Below are 16,059 nucleotides of genomic sequence, written 5' to 3' on the forward strand. Positions count from 1 at the left end.
TACGGATTGTCCGCCATGGCCCGTCAACGCTTTGCATTTGCCTGGATCGCCTGCCTTGCAGTGCTGTTCAATGCGTTTGCCATGCCATTGGCCGGGGCAATGCAACAGGGTAAAAGCCCTTCCGAGCAATTGCTGTGGGGCAGTTTCTGTTCGTCCAATGGCAGCAAGCTGGTGGCGATGTCCCTGGGCACGCTGGATATACCGGCGCCGCAGCAGGACGAACATTCCAGCATGCAGCATTGCTGGTGCTGTTCGGGCTCGGCGCCATTGGTGGCGCTGCCGGGGCATGTGCCGCAGTTGTATCTCACACGAATCGACCCGGCGCCTGGCCTGCCATCGCCTGCCCTGCAAGCCCCGACTCCGCGCCAGCAATGGCCGAGCCTCAGCCCCCGCGCCTCTCCTACCGTTTGATCACTTCGCAATTGAACTGCGTTTGAATCGTTCTGGAGAACTGCCATGCTCAAATCTTCCCTGCTTCTGGCGGCCTTGCTGCTGCCTGCGTTCAGTGCCGCCAATGCCGATGACTACAAGGCCGGCGACCTGCTGGTGAGCGACCCCTGGTCACAGGAATTGCCGCCCAATGCGCCGACGGTAGCCGCCTACTTTGTGATCCATAACCAGGGTGAAGCCCCGGACCGCTTGCTCAGTGTCGACACGCCAGTGGCGGCCAAGGCCGAGCTGCATGAGCATGTGATGCACGGTGACCTGATGAAGATGCAGCAGGTGCCCAGCGTGGCCGTGCCGTCCAAGGGCGAGCTGACCTTTGCGCCGATGGCCTATCACGTGATGCTCCTGGATCTTAAAGATCGCAGCCAGTTGCGCGACGGCCAGCACTTCCCGCTGACCTTGAACTTCGAAAAGGCCGGGCCGGTAAAAGTGCAAGTCTCGGTGCAAAAAGTACCGCCGATGGCCGAGCACGGACACAAGCACGCCCATTAACCAGCCCAGGCCGCTCCCCATGGGTGCTCGCGCCAACAGGTCGACCACGCGCCGCCGCCAGCCTTTGAGGTTGGCGGGCGGCAGTTGGATCAGCCTGTTCGCCATGCTGATGATCTTTATCGGACCGCTGATTTCCCAAGCGATGCCGATGGATCATCACGCCGGCATGTCCATGCAGATGTCCATGGACGACACCTGCCATGCCGCGCCCCAGCACCCGGCCGAGCACGCCAAGGTCCCCGCCGCCGACCACGTGATGTGGGAGAAATGCGGCTATTGCAGCCTGTTGTTCAGTTGCCCGGCCCTGCCTGGCAGCGTGTCATTCGTGGCCCTCGGCAGCCCGCCGCCGGCCACTGGCCTGATCCCCGCACCGCGCCTGGGCCATGCCCGGCAGAGCATTTTCCCCGGCGCCCGCAGCCGCGCCCCGCCCAGCCAGTCGTAGACCGCCAATAACACACAACTTCGCACGGCCGCCTTCACACAGACAGCCGCAGGCTGCTGGCCGTGTTGTTTACGACTGATTGATGGAATTTTTATGTCCAGGTTTCCTGCTGACACCCGTATGGGACGTACCCCTGTGCTCGCCGTTTTGTGCGGCGCACTGTTGGCGCCACAGGCGCATGCCGACGAACACGCCGAGCATCACAATGAGCTGAGCCCGACAGTGATTACCGGCGTCGCCCCCAGCTCCCCCCTGACCATCGTCACCAACCCCAAGGACCCGCGCCAGCCTGTGCCGGCCAGTGATGGCGGTGACTACCTCAAGACCATCCCCGGCTTTGCCCTGGTGCGCAATGGCGGCACCAACGGCGACCCGGTACTGCGCGGCATGTTCGGCTCGCGCCTGAATATCCTCACCAACGGCAGCATGATGCTCGGCGCCTGCCCTGGCCGCATGGACGCACCCACCTCCTATATCTCGCCGGAAACCTACGACAAGCTGACCGTGATCAAAGGCCCGCAAACCGTGCTCTGGGGCCCGGGCGCCTCGGCCGGTACGGTGCTGTTCGACCGTGAGCCGGAGCAGTTCGGCGAGTTGGGCACCCGAGTCAATGCGAGCATCCTCGCCGGCTCCAACGGGCGCTTCGACAAAGTCGTGGATGCCGCCGCCGGCGGTTCACTGGGCTACATTCGCGTGATCGGCAACCAGGCTCACTCCGACGATTACAAGGACGGCAACAACGACACCGTCGCCTCGCGCTACGACAAATGGAACGGCGACGTCGCCCTCGGCTGGACCCCGGACGCCGACACCCTTCTGGAGCTCACCGCCGGCCGTGGCGATGGCGAAGCGCGTTACGCCGGGCGCGGCATGGACGGCTCGCAGTTCCTGCGCGAAAGCCTCGGCCTGCGCTTCGAGAAATCCAACATCGGCGAGGTGCTGGACAAGGTCGAAGCACAGGTCTACTACAACTACGCCGACCACGTGATGGACAACTACAGCCTGCGCACGCCGTCGGGCACCGGGATGATGGCCGGGCCCATGGCTTCCAACGTCGACCGCCGTACCCTCGGCGCGCGGATCAAGGCCACCTGGCGCTGGGCCGATGTGCAACTGATCAGCGGTATCGACGCACAGACCAACGAACATCGCCAGCGCAGCAGCGCCGGGGTCGACACCTACAAGAACCTGCCGCGCAACAAGGACGCCGACTTCCATAACTACGGGGTGTTTGGCGAGTTGACCTGGTACGCCGCCGACAATGACCGGCTGATCACTGGCGCCCGCCTGGATCGCGCCTCGGCCAAGGATTACCGCCAGCGCACCGGCAGCGGCATGATGAGCCGCGCCAACCCGACCGCCGGCGATACCCGCGCTGACACTCTGCCGTCCGGTTTCGTACGTTATGAACATGACTTGGCCGACAGCCCGACGACCCTCTACGCCGGCCTCGGCCACGCCGAACGCTTCCCGGACTACTGGGAGCTGTTCTCCCCCGGCAAAGGCCCAGCGGGTTCGCTGAATGCCTTTGATGCAGTCAAACCAGAGAAAACCACCCAACTGGACTTCGGCCTGCAATACAAAACCGCTGACTTGGAAGCCTGGGCCTCCGGGTATATCGGCCAGGTGCGCGACTACATCCTGTTCAACTACACCCCGGGGATGATGGGCATGACCTCCCAGGCGCAGAACATCAACGCGCGGATCATGGGCGGTGAATTGGGCGCAGCCTACAAGCTGACGGCCAACTGGAAAGCCGATGCGACCCTGGCCTACGCCTGGGGCAAAAACAGCAGTGATGGCAAGGCCCTGCCACAAATGCCGCCATTGGACGCGCGCTTCGGCCTGACCTACAGCGAAGACGACTGGAGCGCCGGCGCCTTGTGGCGCGTGGTGGCGGCACAAAACCGCATCGACCAGAACAAGGGCAACGTGGTCGGCAAGGACTTCGCCAAGAGCGGTGGCTTTGGCGTGTTCTCCCTCAATGCGGCGTACCGCATCAACAAGAACTTCAAGGTCAGCACCGGCGTCGACAACCTGTTTGGCAAGGCCTACGCCGAACACTTGAACCTGGCCGGCAACGCTGGCTTCGGCTACCCGGCCAACGACCCGCAAGCCATCAATGAACCAGGGCGCACGCTCTGGACCAAGGTGGATATGAGCTTCTAACAGCTAGTGGGAGGTGGCTTTGTGTGGGAGCGGGCTCGCTCGCTCCTACACAGGCCCGTACCTCCAGACCTACCTATAAATAAAAAACCTTGCGGAGCACCCTGATGAACCCGCCAAAAATTTCCTTCTACAACCTGGCCTGGCGCTGGCATTTCTACGCCGGGCTGTTTGTCGCGCCCTTCATGGTGTTGCTGGCAGTGACCGGCATCATCTACCTGTTCAAACCCCAGCTGGACCCGTTGATGTATGGCGACCTGCTCAAGGTCGAGCCCGCCGCGCATGTCCTCAGCGCCGACGAGCAATTGCAGCGCGCCAAGGCCGCCTACCCCCAAGCCACCCTCAGCAAATACCTACCACCTGTGGACGCCAGCAGCAGCGCGCAATTTGTCCTGCACAACGCCGGCCACGAACTGACGGTGTTCGTCGACCCCTATCGCGGCAACGTGCTCGGGGAGCAGGACGCGACCTACAACCTGCAAGCCATCGTCCGTGCCCTGCATGGCGAGTTGATGATCGGCACCACTGGCGACCGCCTGATCGAACTCGCGGCGGGCTGGGGTGTGATGCTGGTGGTGTCCGGCCTGTACCTGTGGTGGCCGCGCGGCCGATCGGCCGCCGGGATCCTGTGGCCACGCCTGGGCAGTCGCGGGCGCCTGTTCTGGCGCGACCTGCACGCGGTCACCGGGTTTTGGGGCGCGGCGTTCCTGCTGCTGATGATCCTCAGCGGCCTGACCTGGACCGGCTTCTGGGGCAAGCAATACGCCGACCTTTGGAACCGCTTCCCGGCCGCCATGTGGAACGACGTGCCGCAATCCGACCAGCAAGCCCGCAGCCTCAATACCGCCACGCAACAGACCGTGCCCTGGGCCATGGAAAACACCCCCATGCCGATGTCCGGCGAGCATGCCGAGCACATGCAGCACGGCGGCATGCACCACGGTCCTGCCGCCCCGACAATCAGCCTGCAACAGGTGGTGGACCTGGCCACCGCACGCCAAGTCGAGCCGGGCTACAGCATCACGTTCCCGACCACAGCCACGGGCGTGTTCACCATCGCGGTGTTCGCCAACGACCCGCGCAATGATGCGACCCTGCATGTCGACCAATACACCGGCAAGGTCCTGGCCGATGTGCGCTGGGAGCACTACAACACCGTAGCGCGGGTCACCGAGTCCGGGGTGATGCTGCACGAGGGCAAGATGTTCGGCGTGGTCAACCAGATCATTGTGCTGCTGGTGTGCCTGATGATTCTGCTGAGTTCGGTCAGCGGCCTGGTGATCTGGTGGAAGCGCCGGCCACAGGGTGGCCTGGGGGTTCCGCCGTTGCGCCATGACTTGCCGAAGTGGAAAACCGCGATGGTGATCATGCTCGCCCTGGCGATTGTTTTCCCGCTGGTCGGCGCCTCGCTGATCGTGGTCTGGGTATTGGATCGGCTGGTCTTGTCACGCCTGTTCAAGCAACGTGAATCGGCCTCATCTTCTGCATGAGGTAGGCGAGATGCCCTACATAGAGGCGTTATGTAGTCTTACGCGGGCTTTCATCCTCCACGTAAGAAGTGTTAACTTATAACACTTGTTGCTCTGTCCCCACTCGCCGCGCCCAGCGGCGAGTACCGTCTCGAAGAAGCGATCTGCCGCCCAATGAACAAGTACCTTGCCAGCGGCCTGTGCCTGCTTGCCTTGCACAACAGTGCCCAGGCCCTGACCCTGCCCGTCAGCCCCGTGACCGCCCCGGCGGTGGACAGCGCACCGGTCGACCTCAACACCCCGACCACCGCCGGTTCGCGCCTGGGCCTCAGCGCCTTGCAAACCCCAGGCAGTGTCGAAAGCCAGACCGGCGAGCAGATCCGTGAGCGCGCTGATGCCAGTGTGCAGGACGCCATCTCCCGCGCCACCGGAATCAGCCGCACCGGCACCCCAGGCGACGGTGGCACCTCGCTGCAGGCTCGGGGTTTTGCCGGCCAGGGCTCAGTGATGCAACTGTATGACGGCAACCGCCTGTACAACGGCATGGGCACCTCGACCTTCCCGGTCGACACCTGGGCCGTCGAGCGCGTGGACGTGCTGCGCGGCCCCGCATCGGTGCTGTATGGCGAAGGTGCCACCGGCGCGGTGGTCAATACCGTCGCGAAAAAGCCCTTTGAGGGCGAGATCGAAAACCACATCCGTCTCGGCTACGGTTCCTATGATCGCCAGCAACAGGCCCTGGACAGTGGCGGCTCGCTGACCGACACCCTGAGCTATCGCCTGAACCTCAACCGCCTGCGCAGCCATGGCTTTATCGACCGTGGCGACTCGGCCAGCGATTTTGCCAGCGGCGCCCTGCGCTGGCAGGCTGCCGACAACCTGAGCTTCACCCTGGCCCACGACTACGGCGACCAGCGCCCGCAGAACTACTTCGGCACACCACTGCTCAACGGCCACTTGCACAAGGGCCTGCGTGACAAGAACTACAACGTCAGCAACGACACCCAGCATTACAACGACCAGTGGACCCGCCTGAGCAGCGAGTGGCAGATCAACGACAGTGTCAGCGCGCGCAACGAGCTGTACTACCTCAAGGCCCAGCGCCGCTGGCAGAACGCCGAGAACTACAATTTCAGTGCCGGGCAACTGACCCGCAGCGGCTTCTACGGCATCAAGCACAACCAGGAACAGGTCGGCGACCGCCAGACCTTTACCTTCAAACACACCCTGTTTGGCCTCGACAGCCAGACCGTGACCGGCGTGGAATACAACCGCATCCGCTTCCGCCTGGCCAGCAATTCACCGTTTACCGACGTAGTGACCGGAGGTCAGCCCATTGACCTGAAACACCCGGCCCAGGCACCGTTTGAAAGTGCCACCCCGTTCCTGCCGCTGTTCGCCACCACCACCAAGCAGTTCGCGGGCTTTGCGGAAAACCGCCTGCAACTGACTGACCGGCTCTCGCTGATCACCGGCATCCGTCGCGACTACGTGCACCTGGACCGCGATGAACTGCGCAGCGGTGAACGCAACGACAAGACCCTCACCGGCAACAACTGGAAGGCCGGCCTGGTTTTTGCCCTCACCCCGGACACCTCGGTCTACGGCCAGTACGCCACCAGCACCGATGGGGTCGGCGGCCTGATCTCCCTGAGTTCAAGCCAACAGGCGTTCGACCTGTCCACCGCCAAACAGACGGAAATCGGCATCAAGCAAGCCTTCTGGGACCAGCGCGGCGAGTGGACCCTGGCGGCCTACCATATCGTCAAAAAGAAACTGCTGACCGATGTACCGGGCAACCCGCAGTTCAAACAGCAGGTGGGCCAGCAATCCTCCGACGGCCTGGAGGCCAGCCTCGACCTGCAACTGCCCCACGCCTGGCAACTGCAGGCCAATGCGGCCATCGTGCGGGCGCAGTACGACGACTTCCAGCAGGACGTCGGCGGCGTGCAGGTTTCGCGCGACGGCAATCGCCCGGTGGACGTGCCGCGCCGCACCGCCAACCTGTGGCTCAGCAAGGCCGTGACCGACGACATCCGTGCCGGGGCCGGCGTGCGTTATGTGGATGCGCGTTACGCCGACATGGCCAATCGCAATGAGCTGCCCAGCTATACCGTGGTCGACGCCACTGTTTCGTGGAAAGCCCTGCGCAACACGACATTGGGCCTGCAATTGAATAACCTGTTCGACCGCACCTATGCCGTAAGCCAATACAATGACGGCCAGCAATGGATTCTGGGGGAGCCGCGCTCGTTCTTCGTGACGGCGGACTACACCTTCTGACCCCCACCCCGGATCGCTGTTTGACTCGAGATATTTGATGCCCACACTCAACCTTCACCACCTCGCCTGGTCCCCCCTGGGGCATGGCCACTGCCATCACCAGTTCCATCTGCGTGATGCCAGCCTGCAGGTGGGTGCCGGGGAGTTTGTCGGGTTGATCGGGCCCAATGGCAGCGGCAAGACCAGCCTGTTGCGCTGCGCCTACCGCTTCAGCAAACCCGAGCAGGGCGAAGTGCACCTCGATCACCAGAACGTGTGGAAGCAATCCTCGCGCTGGTGCGCCCAGCGCATCGCCGTGGTGCTGCAGGAATTCCCCGATGCCTTCGGCCTGCGGGTCGATGAAGTGGTCGCCATGGGCCGCACTCCGCACAAAGGGCTGTTCGACAGCGATACCCTGCACGACCGCCAATTGATTCAACAGGCCCTCGAGTCCGTCGGCCTGCTGGGCTTTGAAGACCATGCCTTCGCCACCCTGTCCGGCGGTGAAAAACAGCGCGTGATCCTCGCCCGCGCCCTGGCCCAGCAACCGCAACTGCTGATCCTCGACGAGCCGACCAACCACCTCGACCCGCGCTACCAGCTGGAGCTGCTCAAGCTGGTCAAGCGCCTGCAGATCGGCACCCTGGCCAGCATCCACGACCTGAACCTGGCCGCGGCCTTCTGTGATCGCCTGTACGTGATCAACCATGGCCGTATCGTCGCCAGCGGCACGCCCCACCAAGTACTGACCGTCGAGCTGCTGCGTGAGGTGTTCGGGGTTGATGCCTTGATCGACACCCACCCTTTGTCCGGCTACCCACGAATCACCTGGATAACCCAACCATGATCCTGCGTTCCCTGCTGTGCCTTACCCTGCTGTGCGGTGCAACCCAGGCCTTTGCCGAAGCCACCCGCTACCCGTTGAAGATTCAGAGCTGCAACCGCGAGGTAACCTTCAATCAAGCCCCTGAACACGCGGTCAGCCACGACATCAACATGACCCAGATGATGCTCGCCCTGGGCCTCAAGTCGCGCATGGTCGGCTACAGCGGCGTGACCGGCTGGAAAGCGGTGACCCCGCAAATGGCCACCCTTCTCGACGGCCTGCCGGAGCTGGCGGCCAAGTATCCGTCGGTGGAAACCCTGCTCAATGCCAACGTGGATTTCTTCTTCGCCGGCTGGGACTACGGCATGCGCGTCGGTGGCGACCTCACCCCGCAAACCCTGCAACCGTTGGGCATCAACGTGCTGGAATTGACCGAGTCGTGCGCATTCGTGATGAAGCGCCCGGCTGCGACCCTGGACGACACCTATAACGACCTGCGCAACCTGGGCCGGATCTTCGACGTGCAGGACCGCGCCAATGCCCTGATCGCCCGGATGCAGGCCCAGGTCGCCGCCGTGCAGAAAACCCTGCCCGCCGAACAGCCACGGGTATTTCTCTACGACAGCGGCGAAGACCGCGCCATGACCTCCGGCCGCCTGGGCATGCCCCAGGCGCTGATCGCTGCCGCCGGCGGGCGCAATATCCTCGACGATGTGGATGCCAGCTGGACCCGGGTCAACTGGGAGACCGTCGTCGAGCGTAACCCCCAGGTGATCGTGATCGTCGACTACAGCGAAATCACTGCCGAGCAGAAAATCCAGTTCCTGTTGGATAACCGGGCCCTGCAATCGGTGGATGCGATCAAGCAGCGACGCTTTATCGTGATCCCCTACGTGCAGGCCACGCCGGGCATCGACAATGTGCTGGCGGTGGAAACCCTGGCCAAGGGGTTCCACGGCCAATGATCGAGCGCCGCTATGCCCTGCTGCTCGCCGCCCTGGGTGCGGTGCTGCTGGTGTCCTGTGTGGTCTCGCTGGGCTTCGGCTCGGCGCGGGTGCCGGTGGACGTGGTGTGGCGGATTCTGTTGTACAAGGCCCTGGGGATCGGCGAAGTGGATTGGTCGGTGGGCCAGGAGCATATCGTCTGGCTGATCCGCGTGCCGCGCATGGTGCTTGGGGCACTGGTGGGCGCCGGGCTGGCGCTGATCGGCGCGGTCTTGCAGGCAGTCACCCGCAACCCGCTGGCCGACCCGCACCTGTTAGGCGTGACCTCGGGCGCAACTCTGGGCGCAGTGATTGTGGTGCTGCATGTCGGCCAGATCATCGGCCTGCTGACCCTGCCCATCGCCGCCTTTATCGGCGCCTTGCTGAGCATGCTGGTGGTGCTGGCGGTAGCCAGTCGCAACGGCCGGCTAGAAAGTGATCGCCTGTTGCTGTGCGGCGTGGCGGTGTCGTTTGTGATGATGGCGGCGGCCAATCTGCTGCTGTTCATGGGCGACCATCGCGCCGCGTCGGCGGTGATGTTCTGGATGCTCGGCGGCCTCGGCCTGGCACGCTGGGAACTGCTGGCGATTCCCAGCGCCACCGTGCTGTTGGGCCTGCTGTTGCTGCTGGGCATGGCCCGCCCACTGAACGCGCTGATGGCCGGCGAGCAGACCGCCGTGACCCTGGGCCTGAATGCCCGCACGGTACGGCTGCGGGTGTTTTTGATTGCCTCGCTGATGACCGGCGTACTGGTGTCGATCAGCGGCTCTATCGGCTTTGTCGGGCTGATGGTGCCGCATATCGCCCGGCGCCTGGTGGGCGCCGAGCACCGGCGCTTATTGCCGGTGTGCGTGCTGGTGGGCAGCCTGTTCCTGGTCTGGGTGGACGTCGCCGCGCGCACCCTGATCGCCCCCGAAGACCTGCCGATAGGCGTGGCCACGGCGGCGATTGGCGGGCTGTTTTTTATTGGCCTGATGCGCAGGCGCTAGGCCTCCTCAACACTCATCGACCGGCGGCGTATCGGCAGGTTGACCCTCGCCCTTACAACTCATCGCGGTCGCGTATCCTCAACGCTTCATCCATCTGGATTTCTTCGGTTTGCGTGTCGTCGCGGGTATCGACCTGAGCGTCTGACAGGCGTCCCTCGTACCGCCATAACGCATCCCGCTCCAGTACAAAAAGCTCGCCGCTACTGGTCACGCGTTTCAAAAAGACACTGGGCTGAAGGCCGGTGCCCAACACCATGACTTCCTCTTCCATCCTGGAAAAACTCGGGATGTATTTGAGGAGTGCCCCTTCGCGAACCGACAGATAAACGCTGGCTGGCCGTTGCGCATGGGCACGTACCACGCGCAGATAGAATCCGAGGAGGGTCGGGCCGACAAAGTTATTGATCAGCCTCTGTTCCTTGGGATCACTGCTTTGAGTAGACGGCATGCTTTTATAGACAAGCTGGGCAGCGACCACTTCATAGCGCGACGGGAACACGGGTAACGGCACCGGGCGGCCCACCGGCTGTACCAGAGGTTGTACCGGCCCGTCGGGCCCCGTGTAGAAAAGTGCCAGTTGCTGCGCCGTATCGAGCCCGGCCGCCAATGGTTGCGTGCCGACAAACGAGGTGCGCGTGGGGTTGCCCAATACGGCGGCCAGGTACTCCCGCCCCCGATACGGCGCGAGCCTGCGGTGGATGGAGCGCGCTGCATCGTCGGCAAGGGAAAACAGCGGGCCACAGGCCTGCCAGGTTGCAAAAAAGCCTTCCCCCGTACCGGGTCGCCAATCGGCGGCGACCCGCACGGTGCCGGACCAGACACGGCCCTCGATCAATATATCCAGATTGCCTCGGGCAATCAGGCTGCGCACGTAGTCGAGCATGCGGGTGCCCCCTTGCAGTAGCTGCAAACGCAGGGTCTGTAGCGTGCTCAGGGTGTCCAGTTGCTCATCAGTGCCAAGGTACTGATACCTGAGCAGCGCGCCGTCCAGGCACGACAGGTAAAACGTTAGTTTTTTGTCCTTGAGCCCGTGAATGGAGAAGCGTATCCCCGTATCAATATCCGACGGCAGAAAGAACGCCTGATGCAACGGGTCATCCTCCGCGGTCAGAACCTCCCGGGTAGCACAGAGGTAGAAACCTTCGAGCGTATAGCCCTGGGGAAACAGGCCCTGTGGGAAAACCTGGTTGTAGTCGCGATAGCTCTGGCGCACCAGCGGCAGACTGACCATGTAATGCCCCGATCTGTGCGACTTGAAGATGTAGCCGAACTGTAGGCTTTCGCCGTGCCTGCAGTGCTCATGGGCATAGCGCACGGCATCCTGTTCCTGAGTGAAGACCGGGCTGAACGGCGGATCGGCCAGCGAGTTCCTGATCAATAACGGCTCAGGTCGGTCAAGGTTGGCAATGAACGGGGTGCTGATCCTGCGCGGCAGGCCCCACACCTGGCTCCCCTCCACGACCCGCAATACACCAGCCAGGCCCAACCGGGACACAAACTCGACCGGGGTCAGCGTGCCATCGCGCATCTGGCGCTCGACAAGGTTATCCAACAGTTCCGCCCGTTCGAGCGTCAACGGCAGCAAGGCCTTTTTCAGCTCATCCTCCAGGACTGTATGGCTTCGGGTGTAACTGAGCACACAGCCGTCACTGCCCAATAGATACTCGCGGGTCAGACGCGTGTCCGGGGACTGCAACGATGAACTGATCACCCGGGTGGAGAGCATGTTGCGATAGACGTTTTTTTGCGTGACCTCCAGAGCAAACGGCAACTCCCGCACCGGGCTGGTGCGGTAGCGCGCGACAATCGTGTGTCCCGCCGGAAAGCCCCCGGAGGCGACCACTTCATCCGGCAGGATCCACTTGGGATCGAAATCTTCCCGAGGCACCCTCAACGGTTCGGTCGCCACGAACAGGCCGTCAGGGCGCTTGAGGATCACCCCCCCCATCCCTCCGTTATCGTGATTGCTCAGCTGCGAGCGCACATGCCGCACCGCATCATCCTGCTCCTGGAAAGTCGGCCCCAGGCGACGACGGATAAAGTTCCTGTAGGGCCGCCATAACACAGCGTTTTCGCTCACCGGGCCCCGTCGGTCCCAGCACTGGCTGCTGTACAACACCCGCAAGTCTCCGGCCTTGGCAATCAGCGAAATATAGCGGCGGGTATCCAGGGAGCCATTGCGCAGGCTCATGCCCTGGATCGTCACACCGTCCCCGCCACTACTCTGCTTGAGCAATGACGAAGCCTGGGGCTGATACCGCAGCAAGGCCCCGTCCAACGTCGAAAAATACACCGGCAGCACGGGAGTGGTGGAAGACCGCGGTAGATTCCGGGCATCCTCTTCAGCACGCAACAACACCTCGGGCGTGACAAAAAAACTCGTCAGCCAGGCCTCTGTCGTGGATAGCCCCACGGGCAGCCATTGCTGTGAATACAGCAGGCCCACCAGGACAAACCCCCTGGCGAAATCGCCACCGGCCAGATACCCGGCGCCTCGGGTGGAATCACTCAACCAACGCCCGTCCGGCTTGACCGGCAACAGTTCACTGACCACGAATTCATCGCGTTGCGGGTGTTTGAGGATGTAGGCCGCCCCTCCCTGGGCATCCAGGTTCCTGCCGTACCAGCGAACGTGGGCGTTGAGTGCCGCCGCGTCCTGGCTGTTGAAAATCGCACCAAACGCCGGGGCTTGCAGATCCACTTCGGCGTACTCGAAGTTGGGCGTCCAGTCGTTGTAGACCTTGCCACGCGGCCCCCACAACTGGCTGCGAATCAGCACCTGCAGATTGCCCGCCTCCGCCAGGCGGCTGACAATGTCCACGGGCTTGAGCTTGCCGGTTTCCAACCGTTCGAAATACCCATGCTGGCCCGGCTCGCGGGTGGTGTTGTTGAGCACCAGCAATTCATTGGCCGAGCCACTGGGGGTGTAGCCGATCAGGTTGTTCGGCGACCCGCTCAGATAGGCCGGCTGCCGGGATTCGATCACCGAGCGGATCTCCCTGTCCGAGAACATCGTGATATTCACCTCCAGGTCGGCAGGGGTCCAGCCAAGACGCCGCTGGCGCCCCAGGTCACTCAAGGACAAAGCCGCATGGGAGGCGTAGCGGGCATGAATTTCATAACCCGCCGGGGGCACCAGCAAGCCACTGCCCTGTGTCGGCAGCAGCAGGTCGGAGGCAAAGCCGTCACCGTGGATGCTCACCGGATCAGTGAACACAAACCGCCCGTCGGTCTTCTTGAGGAGGTAGCCACCCAGAGCGGTCCCACGGCGAAAGCCGATCTTCTCGTGGGCATGGCGTGCGGCGTCATCGGCCGTCAGGAACGAGGCACTGAGCACCATGGCGCCCGAGCCCAACGGCAGTTGCTCAAGGTCATGCAGCGGCCCCAGGACGTTCCATAACCCGCCCTGCTGAAGCACCACCAACTCCCCAGCGCGGATGACCCGGCGCACGAACTCGCGCGGGGTCAGCGAGCCATCGAGCAAGGCGGCCTGGTTGCCGTTGTCGGTGACTGCCTGGCCCGCCACGCTGAACAGTTCGTTGGCGGCCTGCGCACTCGGCACCTGCCAATGCAGCAGCGCGTTGTCGGCGGTCTGCAGATACAGCTTGAACCCCAGTCCGGCGATTTGCAGGCCGAAGGTGGCGATGGCCTGAGTCATGGCGTCCACCCACAGCGCCGGGCTGGCAAAGCGCTTGTACAACCAGGCTTCGCTGGCCGGCAATTGCCCGGGCTCGAAGCGCGGTGCGTTCCGGTAGACGCCGACCACCCGATAGTTAGAGAGCAGTTTCGGCTGACCGTCGGCGCGGGTCGGGAACAGGCTTGCCAGGGTCGAGCCCGCCGCCACCGGTAACGTCGCGACATACGACGAGCGGGTCTGATGCTTGAGGACAAACCCCTGGTATGCAGCAGGCGGCAGCGAGTCGAGATTATTCAGGGCGATCAGCGCCGCCACATGCCCCATGCCGGCGACCGGTGTAAAGAACGGCTGTTCCTGCACACTGCCGGCGGGGGCGACCGGGTGGCCGAGACGCCAGCCTCTGGATATCCGACCGCGAGCACCGCCCCAGACACGATTGGGCAATACCACCCGCAGGTCTCCAACATCCGCAAAGCCCCAGATGGCCCCTTCAAAGTCAGTGAACGGCTCGATCTCCAGCTCGCCGGTCAGTTGCTTGAGCAGCTTCTGCTCCGCTGCCGAGCCGCTGCTCATGTACTTGAGCAAAGAGCCCTCCGGCCCCGAGAGATAGTGGGCCGGGGCGAACTCACGGTTACCGATGATAAACGCCTGGTCGGCCGACGAGAAAAAGCTGATAAACACCCTGACCTGGTCGGCGGAAAACTGTTCGTGCAGCTGTTGTTCCCCAGCGGAGCCTGCCGGATGCGAATGGTAGAAGGCGTGGCAGTCATAGGGCGACGGTGCAATGAAGTAGTCATGCTCGTCGGTGGCCATCATGGTGCGGAAATCAAACTGAATGGACGCACCGGCCACCGGCTCAGTGGCGAAATAACGCCCGCCCTGTTTCAGTACCGCGCCGCCATACTCCTTGTCACGCCGCTCGCCGATCCGATTGTGGGCCCAGCGGGCAGCATCGTCGGCCGTGGCAAAAGGCGGGCTCAAGACGGGCTTGGGAATCAATGAACAAGCACGCCAGTGCCCATCGACCGGGCCAACCTTGTCCCAGATCTTCCCTGCCCGGATCACCGCCAAATGCCCGGCTGCTGCCACGCGCAGCACAAAATCCCGCGGCCGCAACGTGCCGGCAAGCAGCGCCGAATCAATCTGGTTATCCACCACCCGCCCGCTGGGCGCGACGCGAAAAAGCTCCGTCTCAGCCGCCGAAAACCCACAGGTGTATCGCAACAACGCGCCATCGTTGAGGTTGCGATAGAACCACAGCTGGCGCCCCGGCCCCAGTAAATCCGTGGCCTGGTGCCCCTGATAAAGCTGGGTCGCCAGCTCAAGCGGAGTAAAGAAGTTACGGTACAGCCAGGGTTCCAGGGCGGCGAGCCGCACCGGCGTCGGGGTTTTTCCCAGATAGACCCCGACCCAATGAAAATGGTCGTGCACCACGCGCTTGCCATCCGGGGTGCGCGGGAAGAGCTGTTGAACCGACAGCGCCGGTGCGCCATCGGCCTGGGGTTCACTCAGCACATAGTCTTCTTTGTCGACGTGCTTGAGGATAAACACCGGCCGTGTCCGCTGGGGGCTGCGCGCCTGCAGCACCGCCAACGCAGCCGTCAGTCCCGCCTGGACAGGCCCGCAGGCAGGCAGGTCGTAGGTGTGTGAGGCAAAGGGTGAATACGCCTGCCACTGCTTGGGAACGGTGCCCACCGAACCGCCCCACAAGGGACTGGACACCACAAAGGACAGTTGGCTGACACTGAGCACCTTCTTGATAAGGCTTTCCGGTTTGTTGTCGGGGATCCCGTCCTCATGATTGAAGTGCAGCTTTTGATCAAGCCAGACCCCGAAACGGCGCTCCTCTTCCGAGCCGCTGGTGACATGCTTGAGCAGCGCGCCGTCGGGAGCGGACAGATAGGACGCAGAGAAAAAACCGCGCTCCAGAATATTGATGGCCAGATCAATGTCCGAAAAAAAGCCGTTCAGCGCCCGGACCTGACGATCGGAAAACTGCGGATTATTGGCTTCGAACTCATCGAACAGATCGGGGTGAGAGTGGTAGTCGGCCACACACCGATAGCCTTCCGGGGCCAGGTACTGCCCATTGCTGTCGACTTTCAGTACCTTCCAGTGATCGAAACTATTGCGCTCCCCGGCGATGGGCTCGGTGGAATGAAAGTAACCATCCGCCAGGCTCTCCAGAATCACTCCGCCGTACTCCACATCCCGCCGCCGACCAATCTGCTGATGAGCATAACGAGCCGCATCATCCATGCTGGCAAAGGCCGGCCCCACTGGCGGCAGCACCGCATCTGACTGCAAACCGCCCCCGAACCAGCCGCGTTTAGGTCGCTCCATGAC

10 protein-coding genes are annotated in these 16,059 nt (G+C 63.0%); 9 read left to right on the forward strand and 1 reads right to left on the reverse strand.

Going from position 1 to position 16,059, the window contains the following annotated elements; translation table 11 throughout:
- Positions 1-15 precede the first annotated feature (15 nt).
- From HBR93_RS04300 to HBR93_RS04340, 9 genes are all read left to right on the forward strand, one after another.
- Positions 16-411, forward strand: a complete 396-nt coding sequence (locus HBR93_RS04300; RefSeq protein WP_169959867.1) for a DUF2946 domain-containing protein — start codon at positions 16-18, stop codon at positions 409-411.
- A gap of 45 nt (positions 412-456) precedes the next feature.
- On the forward strand, positions 457-939 hold the full coding sequence (locus HBR93_RS04305) for a copper chaperone PCu(A)C (RefSeq protein ID WP_115127288.1): 483 nt from the start codon (positions 457-459) through the stop codon (positions 937-939).
- A 19-nt stretch (positions 940-958) separates the two neighbouring features.
- Complete coding sequence (locus HBR93_RS04310) at positions 959-1,381, forward strand: DUF2946 domain-containing protein (protein ID WP_115127287.1); 423 nt, start codon at positions 959-961, stop codon at positions 1,379-1,381.
- 93 nt (positions 1,382-1,474) lie between these two features.
- Positions 1,475-3,550 carry a TonB-dependent copper receptor gene (locus tag HBR93_RS04315; RefSeq protein ID WP_169959868.1) on the forward strand — a complete coding sequence of 692 codons (2,076 nt, stop codon included), beginning with the start codon at positions 1,475-1,477 and terminating at the stop codon, positions 3,548-3,550.
- A 104-nt stretch (positions 3,551-3,654) separates the two neighbouring features.
- Entirely contained in the window at positions 3,655-5,037 is a 1,383-nt protein-coding gene (locus HBR93_RS04320; protein WP_169959869.1) for a PepSY domain-containing protein, read from the forward strand.
- A gap of 153 nt (positions 5,038-5,190) precedes the next feature.
- Positions 5,191-7,299, forward strand: coding sequence for a TonB-dependent receptor (locus HBR93_RS04325; RefSeq protein WP_169959870.1), 2,109 nt, complete (start codon positions 5,191-5,193; stop codon positions 7,297-7,299).
- A 37-nt stretch (positions 7,300-7,336) separates the two neighbouring features.
- Positions 7,337-8,125 carry an ABC transporter ATP-binding protein gene (locus HBR93_RS04330; RefSeq protein WP_057437525.1) on the forward strand — a complete coding sequence of 263 codons (789 nt, stop codon included), beginning with the start codon at positions 7,337-7,339 and terminating at the stop codon, positions 8,123-8,125.
- Positions 8,122-9,069 (forward strand): ABC transporter substrate-binding protein, encoded by a 948-nt coding sequence (locus HBR93_RS04335; RefSeq protein ID WP_169959871.1) that lies wholly within the window; start codon positions 8,122-8,124, stop codon positions 9,067-9,069. The genes HBR93_RS04330 and HBR93_RS04335 overlap by 4 nt, the downstream gene beginning before the upstream one ends.
- Positions 9,066-10,076, forward strand: a complete 1,011-nt coding sequence (locus HBR93_RS04340; RefSeq protein WP_169959872.1) for an iron ABC transporter permease — start codon at positions 9,066-9,068, stop codon at positions 10,074-10,076. Before HBR93_RS04335 ends, HBR93_RS04340 begins: the two co-directional genes overlap by 4 nt.
- Positions 10,077-10,128: 52 nt before the next feature.
- Here the strand turns inward: HBR93_RS04340 and HBR93_RS04345 are convergent, their stop codons facing one another.
- On the reverse strand, positions 10,129-16,056 hold the full coding sequence (locus HBR93_RS04345) for a DUF4329 domain-containing protein (RefSeq protein ID WP_169959873.1): 5,928 nt from the start codon (positions 16,054-16,056) through the stop codon (positions 10,129-10,131).
- Between the last annotated feature and the right edge of the window lie 3 nt (positions 16,057-16,059).

Origin of the sequence: Pseudomonas sp. WS 5411, assembly GCF_012985595.1 — a bacterium.
Taxonomy (GTDB): Bacteria; Pseudomonadota; Gammaproteobacteria; order Pseudomonadales; family Pseudomonadaceae; genus Aquipseudomonas; species Aquipseudomonas shahriarae.